The sequence below is a fragment of the Longicatena sp. 210702-DFI.1.196 genome, from assembly GCF_020563125.1.
Classification (GTDB): domain Bacteria; phylum Bacillota_I; class Bacilli_A; order Erysipelotrichales; family Erysipelotrichaceae; genus Longicatena; species Longicatena caecimuris.
The window spans coordinates 53518-68943 of record NZ_JAJCPX010000007.1 but is presented as its reverse complement, the minus strand read 5'-3'; the positions used below and the strand labels follow the sequence as shown (position 1 = coordinate 68943).

At 38.7% G+C, this 15426-nt stretch carries 16 protein-coding genes and 1 other annotated feature; of the genes, 11 read left to right on the top strand and 5 right to left on the bottom strand.

The features are described from left to right. Window positions 1–4: 4 nt before the first annotated feature. Window positions 5–433 (top strand): PTS galactosamine/N-acetylgalactosamine transporter subunit IIA, encoded by a 429-nt coding sequence (gene agaF / locus LI241_RS05075; protein ID WP_008690595.1) that lies wholly within the window; start codon window positions 5–7, stop codon window positions 431–433. Between the two features lie 50 nt (window positions 434–483). Here agaF and LI241_RS05070 read toward each other — a convergent pair whose 3' ends face one another. Further along, on the bottom strand, window positions 484–1656 hold the full coding sequence (locus LI241_RS05070) for an AraC family transcriptional regulator (RefSeq protein ID WP_008690596.1): 1173 nt from the start codon (window positions 1654–1656) through the stop codon (window positions 484–486). A gap of 427 nt (window positions 1657–2083) precedes the next feature. On the opposite strand from LI241_RS05070, the gene agaB reads away from it, so the two are divergent. The 3 genes from agaB (at window position 2084) to LI241_RS05055 (ending at window position 4332) form a co-directional block, all read left to right on the top strand. Then, window positions 2084–2560, top strand: a complete 477-nt coding sequence (agaB, locus tag LI241_RS05065; protein ID WP_008690597.1) for a PTS galactosamine transporter subunit IIB — start codon at window positions 2084–2086, stop codon at window positions 2558–2560. Window positions 2561–2627: 67 nt separating this feature from the next. Then, window positions 2628–3434: a PTS sugar transporter subunit IIC gene (locus LI241_RS05060; protein ID WP_008690607.1), complete on the top strand. Its 807-nt coding sequence runs from the start codon at window positions 2628–2630 to the stop codon at window positions 3432–3434. Next, complete coding sequence (locus tag LI241_RS05055) at window positions 3424–4332, top strand: PTS system mannose/fructose/sorbose family transporter subunit IID (RefSeq protein WP_008690606.1); 909 nt, start codon at window positions 3424–3426, stop codon at window positions 4330–4332. Before LI241_RS05060 ends, LI241_RS05055 begins: the two co-directional genes overlap by 11 nt. Before the next feature lie 225 nt (window positions 4333–4557). Here LI241_RS05055 and LI241_RS05050 read toward each other — a convergent pair whose 3' ends face one another. The 3 genes from LI241_RS05050 to LI241_RS05040 all read right to left on the bottom strand — a co-directional run bounded on the left by LI241_RS05050 (window position 4558) and on the right by LI241_RS05040 (window position 7363). After that, window positions 4558–5307, bottom strand: a complete 750-nt coding sequence (locus tag LI241_RS05050) for a hypothetical protein (RefSeq protein WP_008690603.1) — start codon at window positions 5305–5307, stop codon at window positions 4558–4560. Between the two features lie 348 nt (window positions 5308–5655). Beyond that, the gene (locus LI241_RS05045; protein WP_008690600.1) at window positions 5656–6525 is read right to left on the bottom strand and encodes a PTS system mannose/fructose/sorbose family transporter subunit IID; all 870 of its coding nucleotides are present in this window, start codon (window positions 6523–6525) and stop codon (window positions 5656–5658) included. Then, complete coding sequence (locus tag LI241_RS05040; RefSeq protein ID WP_008690598.1) at window positions 6515–7363, bottom strand: PTS sugar transporter subunit IIC; 849 nt, start codon at window positions 7361–7363, stop codon at window positions 6515–6517. Before LI241_RS05040 ends, LI241_RS05045 begins: the two co-directional genes overlap by 11 nt. A 219-nt stretch (window positions 7364–7582) precedes the next feature. Here LI241_RS05040 and LI241_RS05035 point away from each other — a divergent pair, with 219 nt between their 5' ends. Continuing rightward, window positions 7583–8653: a site-specific integrase gene (locus LI241_RS05035; RefSeq protein ID WP_227151038.1), complete on the top strand. Its 1071-nt coding sequence runs from the start codon at window positions 7583–7585 to the stop codon at window positions 8651–8653. 40 nt (window positions 8654–8693) lie between these two features. On the opposite strand, the gene LI241_RS05030 is transcribed toward LI241_RS05035, so the two are convergent. Beyond that, window positions 8694–9278 (bottom strand): ATP-dependent Clp protease proteolytic subunit, encoded by a 585-nt coding sequence (locus tag LI241_RS05030; RefSeq protein ID WP_008690609.1) that lies wholly within the window; start codon window positions 9276–9278, stop codon window positions 8694–8696. A 144-nt stretch (window positions 9279–9422) separates the two neighbouring features. Between LI241_RS05030 and LI241_RS05025 the strand changes: the two genes are divergently transcribed. The 6 genes from LI241_RS05025 (at window position 9423) to rlmB (ending at window position 15422) form a co-directional block, all read left to right on the top strand. Next, a complete protein-coding gene (locus LI241_RS05025) occupies window positions 9423–11036 on the top strand; it encodes a WG repeat-containing protein (RefSeq protein ID WP_008690610.1) in 1614 nt (537 codons plus the stop codon). Between the two features lie 256 nt (window positions 11037–11292). Beyond that, window positions 11293–12306, top strand: a complete 1014-nt coding sequence (gene gap / locus LI241_RS05020; RefSeq protein WP_008690611.1) for a type I glyceraldehyde-3-phosphate dehydrogenase — start codon at window positions 11293–11295, stop codon at window positions 12304–12306. 216 nt (window positions 12307–12522) lie between these two features. Continuing rightward, entirely contained in the window at window positions 12523–12702 is a 180-nt protein-coding gene (locus tag LI241_RS05015) for a hypothetical protein (protein WP_008690614.1), read from the top strand. Window positions 12703–12735: 33 nt separating this feature from the next. Then, window positions 12736–12944: a binding site (T-box leader), on the top strand. Between the two features lie 35 nt (window positions 12945–12979). Then, window positions 12980–14317, top strand: a complete 1338-nt coding sequence (gene cysS, locus LI241_RS05010) for a cysteine--tRNA ligase (protein WP_008690616.1) — start codon at window positions 12980–12982, stop codon at window positions 14315–14317. Continuing rightward, entirely contained in the window at window positions 14317–14703 is a 387-nt protein-coding gene (locus LI241_RS05005; protein ID WP_008690617.1) for a Mini-ribonuclease 3, read from the top strand. The genes cysS and LI241_RS05005 overlap by 1 nt, the downstream gene beginning before the upstream one ends. Continuing rightward, the gene (gene rlmB, locus LI241_RS05000) at window positions 14700–15422 is read left to right on the top strand and encodes a 23S rRNA (guanosine(2251)-2'-O)-methyltransferase RlmB (RefSeq protein ID WP_008690618.1); all 723 of its coding nucleotides are present in this window, start codon (window positions 14700–14702) and stop codon (window positions 15420–15422) included. Before LI241_RS05005 ends, rlmB begins: the two co-directional genes overlap by 4 nt. Window positions 15423–15426 lie beyond the last annotated feature (4 nt).

Here is a 15426-nt window from a genome sequence, read left to right as displayed (position 1 = left end):
TAACATGATAGGATTAATCGTAACCGGACACGGAAATTTCGCAACAGGTCTTACTAGCTCTTTGAAATTAATTGCTGGTGATCCACAAAACTATGTAGCTGTTGACTTTCCACAGGAATATTCAGTAGAAGATTTAGAAAGAGAATTAACTAAAGCTTTAGATTCCTTAAAAGATTGTGATGGTATTTTGGTACTTTCTGATCTTGGTGGAGGTTCTCCTTTCAAAACAGCTGTAATGGTTGGATATCCAAGAGGTAATGTTGAAGTGTTAGCTGGTACTAACCTGCCTATGCTGATCGAAGTGAATATGGGCCGCTCTTTCATTGAAGACTTAGGGGCTTTAACAGAAATGGCTATGAACACAGGAAAAGATCAGGTAGTTCGTTATGAATTTAAACCAGTTGTTCAGGAAGAATCTTCAGACGGCATCTAAAAAATCATAATATATAAGAAAACCGCATGCAATGCGGTTTTTTTCATGCTTTAATTGTAAATGGTTTTTGCATAATCTGTTGGTGTAATACCGAATTGTTGTTTGAATTTGCGAGAAAAATAGTGAATTGAGGTAAATCCCAACATACTGGATATCTCACTGATCGTATATACACTCTCTTTGATCAATAGTTTGCTTTTCTTTAATTTTAAATCACTGATATATTGTTTAGGTGCCGTTCCTAAGTTGTTTTTAAATAACGTTTGCAGACTGGAACGTGATATGGAGAAACGATTACAAATTTCTTCAATGGTTAATTGTTCATAAATCGTATCGTTGATATAAATGACAATTTCATTCAGTAATTCATTTTCAAAGCGCTGCTGCATAGGGGTAGATGCTACCGGAGAACTGGATAAGAAATCATATTGGAGGATTTTAATCAATAATTCTTTTATATAACAAATCATCAATTCACTGTCATAAAGCATTTCATTATTAGAAACCTTGATGAAATTATTCAGGGCATTGTGAATATCACGATGAGCGTGATAAACACGATTTGTAATTAAATAAGAATCCGGAATGTCCATATCAAAGAGGATCGTTAAGTAACTGCATGACTGGGCATCTCCTGTTTTTTGTGTGTGAAACTGTCCCGGCGCATATAAAATCAGATCCATTTCGTCTAAACGATATTCTTCATCATCAACGGTTGTTGCTAGTTCTCCATTATCAATAAAAGTGAGTTCCCAATAATTATGTTGTTCACCGGGAAAGGTGTAGCTGGCATTGCGGACCTGATAGTAATAACCAAGAATTTCTTTTACTGAAAAGGTTGGAATGATAGGTTCATAACTGATAGGATTTCCATCATATGTTTTTACATAGGTCTTTTTCGCTTTAAAATCAGTTTCTAATTCAACCTTGGAAGTCTGGGTGATCGTGATGAAATTAAACTTCACACCTTTTTTTATTTTAATAAAGCGGTGGATGACAAAACGTTCAAATTCTTCTGCTTTTTCATCTTTGCTGACTACGAGCATGACGATACCCGATAATACCTTCACATACACATCACTATTATATGTATAATAAGATGTGAATTCTTTATCCTTCAATTTTAATACAGAGTGTGTCATTTTGATGCTTTGACGGCGAGTCAAATCATTTACGATTTCCCCATATTTGTTAAAAATAAAACTAGTTGTTTTGTTAAACATGAGAAGTTCACCTCTTTTATGAATAGTATAGCAAATTTTGCGCATCCAGAAAAGAAATTAATGAGAAAAGAATATGGATAAAAATGTGAGAGAAACTCGCCTGTTTTATGTAAGTGTTTACATTATGTGATAATCGATGAATAAAATGTCATATGTCAATTACTTTTATCACATTTTTTCCCAAAAGTAAGTACGTATGTAAATTTTTGCGAAATGTATGGATATTTCTGATTATTTGCATTAATTAGTAGATGAAAATGGGCGTAATTGCTAAAAAGTGCAAAATCACTAATAAAAAGTGTAAAGAAATCACATCCATTTTGGCATAAAATCTAAGTGAACTGAAAGGGTTTACGTAGCGCATTCACCTCATCATGAAGCGCTGCCGCTAGTTCATGTTTAAACAGATAGAAAGGAGAGAGCAAACATGCCAGATATCGTTTTAACACGAATCGACAACCGTCTGATTCACGGACAGGTTGCAACACAGTGGTGTGGAGTCGTTGGAGCTAACTTATTATTAGTGGCAAACGATGCCGTAGCAGGTGATGAATTCCGTCAGGGTCTGATGAATATGGCTGCACCAGCTTATGCACAGACAAGATACTTCAGTATCGAAAAGACAATCAACATCATCGGTAAAGCTAGCCCACAGCAGCACATCGCTATCATCTGTGAAACTCCACAGGATGTACTAAGATTAGTAGAGGGTGGAGTTCCTATTAAGAAAGTAAACATTGGAAACATGCACATGGCAGAAGGTAAACGTCAGGTTGCTACTTCTGTTGCTGTCAATGATGACGATGTTGCAACTTTCAAAAAACTGCAGGACTTGGGTGTTGAACTGGAAATCAAACGAGTTCCAGATATTGCTGCAGAACCAATTGATAAATTATTTAAATAATAATTTAACAAGAATTTATTACAAAAGTGTTATTTAATGAAAAATTAAATAATGGAAGGAGAAACTTATGGACTTCAATATTATTGAATGTGTACTGCTGGCCATTGTAACGTTCATCTTTGCAATTGACCAGTTCTCATTAACAGAAATCGTATACCGTCCAATTATCGCTTGTCCTATCATCGGTCTGATCCTTGGAGATGTAAACATGGGTCTTATTATCGGTGGTACTTACGAGTTGATGATGATCGGTAACATGCCAGTTGGTGGAGCTCAGCCACCTAACGCCGTATTAGGTAGCGTTGTTGCTATGATCTTCGCGGTTAAGGCACACATGGATACAAACGCTGCATTAGGTGCTTGTATGATCTTCGCTACTTTCGGACAGTATGTAGTAACTGTAATGTTCACTATCATGTCTGGATTAATGGCTAAAGCTGACAAAGCTGCTGCTGAAGCTAATCCTAAAGGAATTACTGCTGTATTGAACATCTCTATGGCTGGTTTAGGCGGATTGTTTGCATTAATCGCAATCGTTGCTTATAGTGCTGGAGTTGGTATGTCAGATACATTGACTGAAATCTCTAAGAACGCTAGCTGGTTCATGGGTGGTTTAGGTGCTGCCGGTGGTATGATGCGTTTCGTTGGTTTCGCAATCCTGCTGAAAATTATGCTTTCTAACGATTTGTGGGGCTACCTGCTTGCAGGTTTCGCATTCGCATTGATCCTTGGAAACATTCCTGCAACTTCATCAGCTGCTCTGATCTTAGTTGCATTCATCGGTATCGCTATTGCATTGAATGACTTCTTAACAACATCAAAAATTAAAGAAAACGCTGGAAGCGGAATGGGAGGTATGAGTGATGGAATCTAATGCTATGACAACTTATAAAGACACTACCCCTGCTGCCAGAGTCGATAACAAAACATTAAATAAAATGGTATGGCGCTCTATGCAGCTGCAGGCAGCTTTCAACTATGAAAGAATGCAATCAGCTGGATGGCTGTGGGCTATGTTACCAGGTTTGCAGAAAATTCATACAAACAAAGATGATTTAGCTGCATCCATGACACACAACATGGACTTCTTGAACACTCACCCATTCGCAGTAACATTCGTTATGGGTATGGTTCTTTCTATGGAACAGCAGAAAATGGATATTCAGACAATCCGTTCTGTACGTATCTCTACTGCAGCTCCATTAGGTGGTATCGGTGACGCATTGTTCTGGTATACACTGATTCCTATCACTGCTGGTATGACTGCTAACATGGCAATCGACGGCAACATGATGGGACCAATCCTGTACTTCATCATCGCATTTGGTGCTGAAATGGCATTGCGTTATGGTTTAATGTACTGGTCTTATAACTTAGGTACAAAAGCTGTATCTATGATGACTGCTCATGCAAAAGAATTCACTCATGCAGCTTCTCTGCTTGGTGTATTCGTTGTAGGTGCTTTGATTTCTAACTATGGTGGCGGAACTCACTTAGGTATCTCTATCCCTAACGGACAGACTGTTGCTGAAGACGGAAAAACTATGGTTGACGTATTCATTAACATTCAGGAATACTTAGATAAGATCCTGCCTTGCTTAATTCCATTACTGTTCACTTTGATGTGCTACTTCTTGATCAAGAAGAAAAACTGGACTCCTACAAAATGTATCGGTTTATTCTTGGTTATCGGTATCGTTGGAGCTATCTTCGGTATCTGGGGTGGCGATTACACACCATTAGTACCAGTACCTTGGAATGTAGTTGCTTAATCTAAATTAAAATAGTAGATGGTGCTCTCTCAAACTAATAACTCTATCTACAATTGAGTTTAAAGGTCATTCGCAAGAATGGCCTTTTCTCATGCCAAGAACGAGCTTTGTTCTTTCTTACGATGTTGCATAGTGAACTCAATACGTTGAAACAAAAAGAAAAAACGTACCTTAGTAAGATACGTCAATTCTACGTCTATTCCATTGATGTAGGTGGTAAGAGAACTATTTTGCATCTTTTTTAGGAACCATACGATATCTTTCTACCATATCAATATCGGTATGAATTGCTACATCAGCTTTTCCATAATGCAAATAGGAGGAATTTCCATAAGTATCAATATACTGTTTGGCATCATCATAAAATAGATAAGATTCAGCCGTTTCAAAATTAAATAATGCATTATCGAAAGCATGCAATGCTTCTTCGATGGCATTTTCATGAAAGCATAATTTACCTTTTAAATAATATAATAAACCGGCATGGAAATCAGCACTTCGTATCTTGCAGATGTATTCATCAAGGGCAGTAATATCATGCAGACTGTTCTCTAATAATATTTGATAGGCGAGATCTGCTATTTGCAAGGTTTGTTCATCAGCACACGCATGCAATGCTTGTTGGTAGGCATTCGCAAACTCCGTATGCTTACATCGTAAACTGTGGTAATACCAAGGCTCTAATACACTTGCTGGATCTCCTTTTTTATATTGTGTGTGGGCAATCTTTGCAATCTGTTCTAGAAATTCGTTCTTTTTGCCTGCCATGAAATAAGCTTTCATCAGTAAACGATCTTTTTCCAAGGGGGATAATAATTTCTCAGCACCAGCGCCATTTAAGAGTTCTAAGGCATGCTGGTAATCTGCTCTTTGAAATGCTCCCTGTATGGCGATGATAGGAAACTGTTTGATGCGCCGATAGGTAAACCAGGCAACACCGCCACAGATTATGATAATGATACTTGCGGCACTCATAATAACACCTCTACTTTATTGTTTTCATTATAGCATGAATCACAAATATTTCGACTTTTTTCGAATCGTATATTTACAATTTCACAACTATAAGTGTATAGTAACTGTGTGTGATAATGTAGTCAATTCATTTTGACACCTCCTTTTGATTCAAAAGAAATCAAAAGGTTTTTTTATTACCTTTAATGAAACAGAACCATCTTCATAACTTACGATAACCTAATACATATAGGAACATCTTCCCTCTACATTAACATAGGAATGAAAAAACAGGTCACCCAAGTGGATGACCTGCATACAGATATCAATTGTACCTGTTTTAAGGTTTGAGAGAGCAATATTACTATTTTATGCGTGCCAAGGAACTGGAATTAATGCCGTATAAGCACCACCAGTTGCCCATACACCAAACATACATCCTACGATACCGATTACTAACAGCAGAACGATACATTTGATTGGTGTCCATTTTTTCTTCAACAGAGCATAGCACATTAAAGTTAATGCCAAAGGAATTACTTTAGGCAGGATAGAGTCTAACTGACCCTGTACATTTGTAGTTAATCCGCCTGAAGAGAAGACGATTTCTAAAGAAGTAGAACCCATGTTAGAAATCAAAGCACCAACGATGAAGATACCCATAACAGATGCAGCATGTGTAAATTCTTTCGCATGTTTTGTTAAAGAAGCTACAGCTGACATACCTAAGTTATAAGACCAGTACATCAAAGCGAAACGTAAAGCCATCTGTGCACCGAATACGATAACGAAGAACAGAATTGGTCCTAAGATATTTCCATTCTGTGCCTGGATAGCTGTAACACCAGCAACGATAGGTACAAATGTATACCAGAACAATGCGTCACCGATACCACCCAATGGAGCTGCAGTAGAGATACGTACAGAACGAATTGTCTGAATATCCATCTTCTGCTGTTCCATTGATAATACAATACCCATTACGAAGGTTACCAAGTAAGGGTGTGTATTAATGAAGTCCATATTGTGTGTCATAGATGCAGCTAAGTCATCTTTATTTGTATGAATTTTCTGCAAACCAGGTAACATAGCCCACAGCCATCCACTGGACTGCATTCTTTCATAGTTGAAACTTGCCTGCAGCATGGTAGACATCCAAACCATTTTATTTAATGTTTTTTTGTCAACTTTAGGAGCAGGTGTAAGATCTTTATATGTTGTCATTGTATTAGATTCCATCACTCATACCTCCTGCATTGCTACCAGCATTTTCTTTAATCTTAATATTGATCATGAAGTCGTAAATTGCGATACAGATACCAATGAATGCCAGCAATAATAATGCAACACCACTCATTGTTCCACTAGCAGCTACACTACCAGCTTCTGCATTAAATGCAAAGCCTGTAGGGATGTAGCTTAAGATGATTGCAGAAGCGAAACCTGCAAGCAGGAAGCCCCACAGATCGCTTGCCATCATGATCTTCATCAGGATAGCGAAACCGACAAACTTCATCATACCACCAGCAGCTGTTAAACCTGCTGTAAACCAAGAGTAATCTGTAGCAATCTGCTGCAGAGTGTCAGCCATAGCTGTTCCACCAACATAGCACAGGATAGAAATAACAGCGAACAGTGTTCCCAGGATTACCATTGAAATGTAGTTAACCTGTGCAATTCCCTTAGGATTTGCTTCTGCAGCTGCTTTATCAGCTTTTGACATAAGACCAGCCATGAATGTAAATACTAACGTAACAACATACTGACCGAAGATTGAGAAGATAACAGCTGTACCTAAAGCAGCATTAACTTCCATGTTAGCTTTGATAGCTAAGATACATCCGGCAACACCAGCGATGATTACGTTAGGTGGCTGAGCTCCACCAACTGGCATGTTACCGATAACCATGATTTCATACGTTCCACCAACTAAAAGACCGATTTCCATATTACCTAAGATTGCACCGATAATAGTACAAGAGATAATTGGACGATACAGTGTTTCAGTCAGAGAGAATTGGTCAATCGCAAAGATAAAGGTTACGACTGCCAACAAGATAATTTGAATAATATCCATGATAAATCTCCCTTCTGTTTAAGCGAATTCTTATTTAAGTAATTTATGAATGAGGTATAAAAAGTAAAAAATGGCTTGAAATTAAGGGATATTATGATTTTTATAGACTTGTGAAAGTGTTAGCTACGTGTTAGTAACGCTATAAGAAAGCGTTGCTTTCATGTGCATAACATAGTAAGGTTAATATGTAAAGGGAATAAGTATAAGAAGGTGTTGAAGATGAGCGGTAACTATGGCATCAAAAAGGCGAATGGCATGGGGAGTGTCTATCGCCTGCAAGGAAACCGACGAAAACCATGGGTCGCTTGTGTAACCATTTCATTGCGTCACAGCAATGATGCTGGTTATAAACAAAAGCGCAAGATCATTGGGTATTACGAAACACAGGAGATGGCGGAATTTTCACTTTGGAACTATAACAAGAATCCGGTATTATTTGAGGAAATTCAAAAGCTTGGGACAATTACGTTTGAAACGATTTATCAGGAATGGTCAAGTATGAAGTTTCGCTGTATCTCACAAAATGCCATCAATGGCTATAAGGCAGCGTATGCCAAATGTGAACCCATCTGGCATTGCAAGTTATCAGAGTTAAAGACCATTCACTTTCAGCGGATCATGGATGAAAGTGAATTATCTGTAGTTAGTGATCTGAAATTAAAATCACTGATGGTTTTAGTATGCGAATATGCCGTACAAAACGATATCATAAACAAGAATTATGCAAAATATGTCACGATCAATAAGAAAGAACGGCCACCGGAAATTCATAAGCCGTTTAGTGAAAAAGAGATTGAGGTATTGTTTGCACATGATAATATACCGTTTGTGGATACGATTCTGATTATGATCTACACGGGATTTCGGGTCAGCGAATTGTTTCAGATCAAGACCAAAGATGTTGATTTACAGAATTTGACAATCCGCGGTGGGAATAAAACGGAAGCCGGTAAAAATCGTGTCGTACCAATTCATGAGCGAATCCAGGATTATGTATTAAACTATTACAATATGGGAAATGAATATCTAATTTGTGATTTAGAAACAGGGGCGAAGATCAATTACCATGCCTATCGTAACAATTACTTCGATAAGATCATGAATATGCTGGATATGAATCATTTGCCTCATGATTGTCGCCATACCTTTGCGACAAGGCTGTCAAACTTTGGTGCGAATGCGACAAGTATCAAGCGCTTGATTGGTCATACCTCCTATGCGACAACAGAAAAAATCTATACGCATAAGGATATTGGTCAATTGCGAAGGGCTATTTTCTCCTTAAAATAATGTTAGCTACATGTTAGCTATCCAACAAAAACGACTCTCTTTAATGAGAGCCGTTTTCTATGACGGTATCAATTAAGCCATAAGCCTTTGCGCTTATCGCATCCATATAATAATCACGGTCACAATCTTTCTTAATGGTGGCAATAGGTTGTCCACACTGACTGCTTAAAATATGATATAAGCGTTGTTTCAATTGATTGATATGTTGTGCGGCGATTTCCATATCCTTTGCCTGCCCTTGCATACCGCCAAGCGGCTGATGAATCATAATTTCAGCATTTTGTAAGGCACTGCGTTTTCCTTTTTCACCTGCACATAGTAAAACTGCTGCCATACTGGCACACATGCCCATGCCAATTGTGGCAATTTCACAGGAAATATACTTCATCACATCATAAATGGCTAAACCGGCACTGACACTTCCTCCGGGTGAATTGATATACATTTGAATCGGATCTTTACTGATACTTGCCAAATATAACAGCTGCGCACAAATACTGCTGCTCATGGCATCATCAATTTCCCCTGTTAATATGATAATACGCTCTTTTAATAAGCAAGAATATAAGTCATATACACGCTCACTTGCGGCATTGCGTTCAATGATGGTAGGAACGATCACCATAACATCACTCCAATCTGTCTGTATATAAGTATGCGCGAAGCAAAAGGTTTAATACTTTTTCCTTATACTTTCTTAAATCCATATGGAAATGTAAAACGTTGCAGAAGGAAATGTGCTACAATAAACAAAAGGAGAAAAGCGGGTATGAAGAAAATAGGGATGTGTTTTTTAAGTTTGTTATTGTTGTGTGGCTGTCAACAGCATAGTACAAAACAAAAGCAGGTAAAGCAAAAGGATACCATCGTTTTGGGATATGTGAACAGTGATGGATATATGAAAGTGAAGCAAAAGGGGAAATATGGCTTTATGAATAAGCAAAAACAAGTGATGATTCCTTGTGAATATGATTTGATAACACAGGAAAAAGACGTGTATATTGCGCAAAAAGATGGCAAGTATGGCGTGATTGATAAACAGAATCAAATCTTGTTGCCTGTGGAATATGAACGTATTCTCTATGCTTATGATAGTGGATATTTCTTTGCTCGGAAACAGGAAAAGACGATGGTGTTTGATAAGGATGGCCAGAAACATAAAACGATAGATGCACGTTTGGTGAAACAATCATTCCACGATCCGATTGTATGGATGGAGCAGGGGAATAAAAGTGCCATCTTTGATACGAAGGGTAATCAAAAAACAAAGTTCCTGTATGATAAGATAAAGCGTTTTCCGGATATTCAAACCTATGCGAAACATGCGTATACGATAGGGTATAAGAATGGATTGGCCGCTATCTTGAATGAAGAAGGAAAACCATGCAGTGCATTTGTGTATGAGCAGCTGCGTCCTTTGAATTACGGTTCTTTCAATGATAAATTTAGTGGGTATTATCAGGCAGTGCGTGATGGGAAAAGTGGCATCATCAATACACGTGGAGATGTCGTTGTGCAGTTTCTATATGATGCCTGTGATAAGGATGCGGATGGAAATCTCTTTCATGCTTTCGATTATATAGAGGGTGTCGGCTTTCAAGTGGTGAAGGATGGTCATTATGGCATCCTAACATTACAAGGAAAGACCTTAATTCCTTGTGTTGCACGTGTGCAAAAGGATGCTTCTATGAAGGTTATCGGAACCGATGAAAAAGGCTTTTGGGTGGATAAAGAAGATACGACAGCGTATTTTACTAAGGAAGGCAAAGCATATTTGGAAGTGAAAGGTCATGGAGATGGTTTTCAAAATGGGTATGCCATTGTGCGTGAGGCAGGGCTTAGCCGGGTGATCAATGAAAAAGGGGAAACGCTAAAGCAGGGGAAGGCGCATGATGAAATGTCACGCGTTGGCAGGCTGTTTCAGCATTGTACACATGCGGTATGTACGCTGTACGATATGAAGGGAGAAAAGGTGCTGCAAGGAGGTGTGGATGAAAGCTTTGTGTATTTGGATGGTGAACCGGAAGGGGTACTGGTGAAGGAATCGCCTTTGACGGAAGGAATGCATACAACATCTACCGTGTATGATTTGCAAGGCAAGAAGCGAACACAGTTTGCGGGCATTAGCAGTGGATCTATGTATGGAGTCTTATATAAAAATCATTTTGCTTTCTTTACACGCCAGGGTTATGGCAAAACAGGAAAGATGGGATTGCTGAGCATGGATGGCAAGCATGAAATCACACCACGTTATGCTGCGATTGGAGAACAGGATGATTATTATATCGGACGTTATGCGGATGGGCGCAGTGAATTGATTGAGAAAGATACATTGGCTATCATTTTGCAGATGGATAAGGATGTAGAACTTTCTTTGACGTAGACGATATATTTACGAATAGTTGTATTTAACGATGTATGGAAATGAAAAAACACAAGTTTTTATGTGCATATCCACTTGTCCATTTCCATGTTTTCAAGGTTAGCGAAGAATGTAAAGGCTTGCAGAAATGGGAATTTTGTAACAAGCAGAAAAAGCTTGGGAAGGGCTGTAAAAAAGTGTATAAGTGAAAGAATTGTCAATTGACAAGAGAAAGGATAATACGTATAATAAGGGTGTTAAAAGGAGGACTTTGAAGATGACAGTAAAAGTTGCTATTAATGGATTCGGACGTATCGGACGTCTGGCATTCAGACAAATGTTTGGAGCTGAAGGATATGAAGTAGTTGCAATCAACGACTTAACTTCTCCTGATATGCTGGCTCACTTATTAAAATACGACTCAACACAGGGACGTTATGAAAAAGCTGATACAGTAGTAGCTGGTGAAAAATCAATCACAGTTGATGGAAAAGAAATCACTATCTATGCTGAAGCTGATGCTAAAAACCTGCCTTGGGGAGAATTAGGTGTTGACGTAGTATTAGAATGTACAGGATTCTATACATCAAAAGCGAAAGCAATGGCTCACATCGAAGCTGGTGCTCGTAAAGTTGTTATCTCTGCTCCTGCAGGAAATGACTTACCTACAGTTGTTTACAACACAAACCACGATGTATTGAAACCAGAAGATACAGTTATCTCTGCTGCTTCTTGTACAACAAACTGCTTAGCTCCTATGGCAAAAGCATTAAATGACTTAGCTCCTATCCAGAGCGGTATCATGTCAACCATTCACGCTTACACTGGTGATCAGATGACATTAGACGGACCTCAGAGAAAAGGTGACAAACGTCGTTCTCGTGCAGCTGCAGTAAACATCGTACCTAACTCTACAGGTGCTGCAAAAGCTATCGGTTTGGTAATCCCTGAACTGAACGGTAAATTAATCGGTTCTGCTCAGCGTGTTCCAACTCCTACAGGATCAACTACTATCTTAGTTGCTGTTGTTAAGGGTAAAGTTACAGTTGATGAAATCAACGCTGCTATGAAAGCTGCTGCTAACGAATCTTTCGGTTACAACACTGACCCAATCGTATCTAGCGATATCATCGGTATGCGTTTTGGATCTCTGTTCGATGCTACTCAGACAATGGCTATCGAAATGGAAGATGGAAATACTCAGGTACAGGTTGTATCTTGGTATGATAACGAAAACTCTTACACTAGCCAGATGGTTAGAACAATCAAATACTTCTCTGAATTAGCTTAATTCAAGTATTGTAAGAACTTAAATAGGATTGTGGCTTAATGCTGCAGTCCTTTTTTGTTGACTTCTTTTCTTTTTACACATATGAGCCAAGCTTGTCTACTAGCGTTTTCATATTAGAGCTCTATGAAAACCATGATAAATATTATAAATGTTGAGGAAAGCACTTTTTAAATATTGTGAAAAGGTGTAAACTATAAGCATTCGGAGGTGAGATGGATGGCATTACGCATGAAATTAAATACCAATGATGAAGGAGAAACAAACGAACTTGATGATTTGGATGAACTCGATGCTGTCTATGTGAATAAACTAAAAGAAAGCAGCATCCAAGAAGATCTATTGGAACAGTTCAAAGATATTACGAAGCTTTTAGATGAACAAAAAGGGAAGAGTTAGTATTGAACTCTGGCCTTAAGCTTGTTATACTATAAAAAACTGATGACAAAGGATGAGTACTTGATACCATTGTGGCATAGCGATTTCTGGATGGTGGAAGCAGAAAGCATAAGGTAACAGGGAATGCCCCTTTGAGGGATTTTTCGATAAGTAGAAAAATACGTGACACGGCGTTATACGTGAAGAGTGGAAAAGCATATTTCAAGCAAAGTGGAACCGCGTCTAAGATAGGCGTCTTTGCAGTCGAAGTGCTTTTTTTATTGCTAGGAGGTAAGTTATGAAGCTATTCAATAGTATGAATCAGACGATCGAAGAGTTTAAACCAATCCATGAACATGAGGTCAATATGTACGTATGTGGCCCTACCGTATATAATTATCCTCATATAGGAAATGCCCGCCCCATCGTTGTTTTTGACACACTGAAAAGAACGTTTCAGGCATTAGGATATAAGGTGAAAATGGTGTCAAATTATACCGACGTAGATGATAAAATCATCAAAGTCGCAAAAGAATGTGGAGTTAGTGAAAAAGAGATTACGGAAAAATTTATCAAAGCCTATAACGATGATCGTCTGGCATTGCATGCCATGATGCCAGATGCAGCGCCAAGGGTTACAGAAACGATGGATGCCATTATTGCCTTTATTGAACTGTTAGTGAAAAAAGGTCATGCCTATGAAATTGATGGAGATGTGTATTTTCGTGTCAACAGTGTGGAAAGCTATGGGAAGCTGTCAAATCAACAAATCGATGATTTGATGGTGGGAGCGCGTATCGATGAAAACAGCAAGAAAGAAAATCCTTTGGATTTCACCTTGTGGAAACGTACGGATGAGGGCATTCAATGGAATTCCCCATGGTCCGTTGGAAGACCTGGCTGGCATACAGAGTGTGTTGTCATGATCAATAAGGAATTTCATGGAGAGCATACGATTGATATTCACGGCGGTGGTATGGATCTGAAATTCCCGCATCATGAAAATGAGATTGCACAATCAAGAGCGGCTTATGAAACACCGATTGCGAACTATTGGATTCACAATGGAATGGTGAATATCGACGGTGAAAAAATGAGTAAGTCACTAGGAAATGTCATTTGGGCTAAAGACATGATTGAAAAGATTGGCGGCAATGTATTACGCTGGGTATTCTTATCGGCACACTATCGCAGCCCTCTGAATATTAACGAAGAGGCCATTGAGACAGCGAAGAAGGAATTGCAAAAGGTACAGACTTCTTTAAAACAGGCGTATGTAAAGCTAGCTCTTGCGGATGTGGAGATTACAGATGAAGCAGAAGATACTTTGCTTACCCCATTCATGGATGCAATGCAGGATGATATGAATACGCCAAATGCCTTTGCAGCTTTGTTTGAGACAGTGAAAGTCTTAAATCAGACGATTCGCCAGCGGGAAGTTGATTTGACTTTCTTGCAAAGAATTGTCAAAACAGTGGAAACGATGTTGGATGTGTTAGGAATTGAAAATAACCGCTTGATCTTATCCGATGAGGATAAAGAATTGCATCACAAGTGGAAAGCTGCAGTGAAGGAAAAAGATTTTGCTACGGCCGATGACTATCGTGCGCGCCTTATCGAAAAGGGTATTCTGTAATGGAAATACAGGAGTATAATGGCACTTCCTTGGCTTACATGGGAGATGCTGTGATGTCACTGTATGTAAGAGAGCTGCTATTATCGAAAGGTTATCAGAAATCCAAAGACTTACAAAAATTCAGTGAGGCATGGGTCAGTGCCAAAGCACAGGCAGGATTTTTGAATCAATTAGAAACCGAGGGCTTTTTTACAGAAGAAGAATGGGCTATTGTCTTACGTGGCAGAAATACCAATCCTAAAAGTAAGGCAAAAAATGCGGATGTTATCACTTATCGCAAAGCTACCGGCTTAGAAGCTGTTTTTGGCTGGCTGTATCTGATGAAAAAAGAAGAACGGCTTTTACAGCTATGGCAACGCATTGTTGCATTAGGAGATGTAAAATGACACAATATGTATATGGTAAAAATGTAGTAAAACAGTTGCTGCAGGAGGATAAAAAAATCTATGAGATCCTAATGGCAGAAGGTATGCGAGATACAGCTTTAGAAAAGCTTATCAAGGAGCATAAGATCACATGTAAGATTTTACCGCGTAAAAAAATGGATGGTATGTTACAGGGAAATCATCAGGGAATCGCTGCAAAAATTGATGACTATAAGACATATGAATTATTGGAATTGTTAGAAAGCATACCCAAAGGTAAAATGCCTTTGTTCGTGATGTTGGATGGTTTGGAAGATCCCCATAATTTGGGAGCAATCTTACGTACCTGTGATTGTGTTGGGGTGGATGGTGTCATTATTGGTAAACATCGCAATGTTGGCTTAACCCCGACGGTGGCAAAAGTCAGTACCGGAGCCATTGATACGGTAAAGGTCGCCATGGTGACAAACCTGGCACAATCCATTAAATATTTAAAGAAACAGGGGTTTTGGATTGTTGGTACTGATTTCGAAAATTCTCGCGATTATCGCGAAGGGCAATACGATGTACCACTCGTAATAGTTGTGGGTAGTGAAGGCTTTGGCATCAGTTCTTTGGTAAAGAAAAACTGTGATTATTGTGTACGACTTCCTATGGAAGGGGTTGTAACCAGTTTGAATGCCAGTGTTGCCTGCGGCATTTTGTTGTATGAAATCTACAACCAAAGACATCCTTTATAAATAC

Coding starts and splice junctions, on each gene's coding strand:
- LI241_RS05035 (WP_227151038.1), top strand. CDS start 7,583: ATGAGCGGTAACTATGGCATCAAAAAGGCGAATGGCATGGGGAGTGTC.
- LI241_RS05040 (WP_008690598.1), bottom strand. CDS start 7,363: ATGGATATTATTCAAATTATCTTGTTGGCAGTCGTAACCTTTATCTTT.
- LI241_RS05055 (WP_008690606.1), top strand. CDS start 3,424: ATGGAATCTAATGCTATGACAACTTATAAAGACACTACCCCTGCTGCC.
- LI241_RS05050 (WP_008690603.1), bottom strand. CDS start 5,307: ATGAGTGCCGCAAGTATCATTATCATAATCTGTGGCGGTGTTGCCTGG.
- LI241_RS05045 (WP_008690600.1), bottom strand. CDS start 6,525: ATGGAATCTAATACAATGACAACATATAAAGATCTTACACCTGCTCCT.
- gap (WP_008690611.1), top strand. CDS start 11,293: ATGACAGTAAAAGTTGCTATTAATGGATTCGGACGTATCGGACGTCTG.
- LI241_RS05030 (WP_008690609.1), bottom strand. CDS start 9,278: ATGGTGATCGTTCCTACCATCATTGAACGCAATGCCGCAAGTGAGCGT.
- agaB (WP_008690597.1), top strand. CDS start 2,084: ATGCCAGATATCGTTTTAACACGAATCGACAACCGTCTGATTCACGGA.
- LI241_RS05070 (WP_008690596.1), bottom strand. CDS start 1,656: ATGTTTAACAAAACAACTAGTTTTATTTTTAACAAATATGGGGAAATC.
- LI241_RS05005 (WP_008690617.1), top strand. CDS start 14,317: ATGGAAATACAGGAGTATAATGGCACTTCCTTGGCTTACATGGGAGAT.
- cysS (WP_008690616.1), top strand. CDS start 12,980: ATGAAGCTATTCAATAGTATGAATCAGACGATCGAAGAGTTTAAACCA.
- LI241_RS05060 (WP_008690607.1), top strand. CDS start 2,628: ATGGACTTCAATATTATTGAATGTGTACTGCTGGCCATTGTAACGTTC.
- rlmB (WP_008690618.1), top strand. CDS start 14,700: ATGACACAATATGTATATGGTAAAAATGTAGTAAAACAGTTGCTGCAG.
- LI241_RS05025 (WP_008690610.1), top strand. CDS start 9,423: ATGAAGAAAATAGGGATGTGTTTTTTAAGTTTGTTATTGTTGTGTGGC.
- LI241_RS05015 (WP_008690614.1), top strand. CDS start 12,523: ATGGCATTACGCATGAAATTAAATACCAATGATGAAGGAGAAACAAAC.
- agaF (WP_008690595.1), top strand. CDS start 5: ATGATAGGATTAATCGTAACCGGACACGGAAATTTCGCAACAGGTCTT.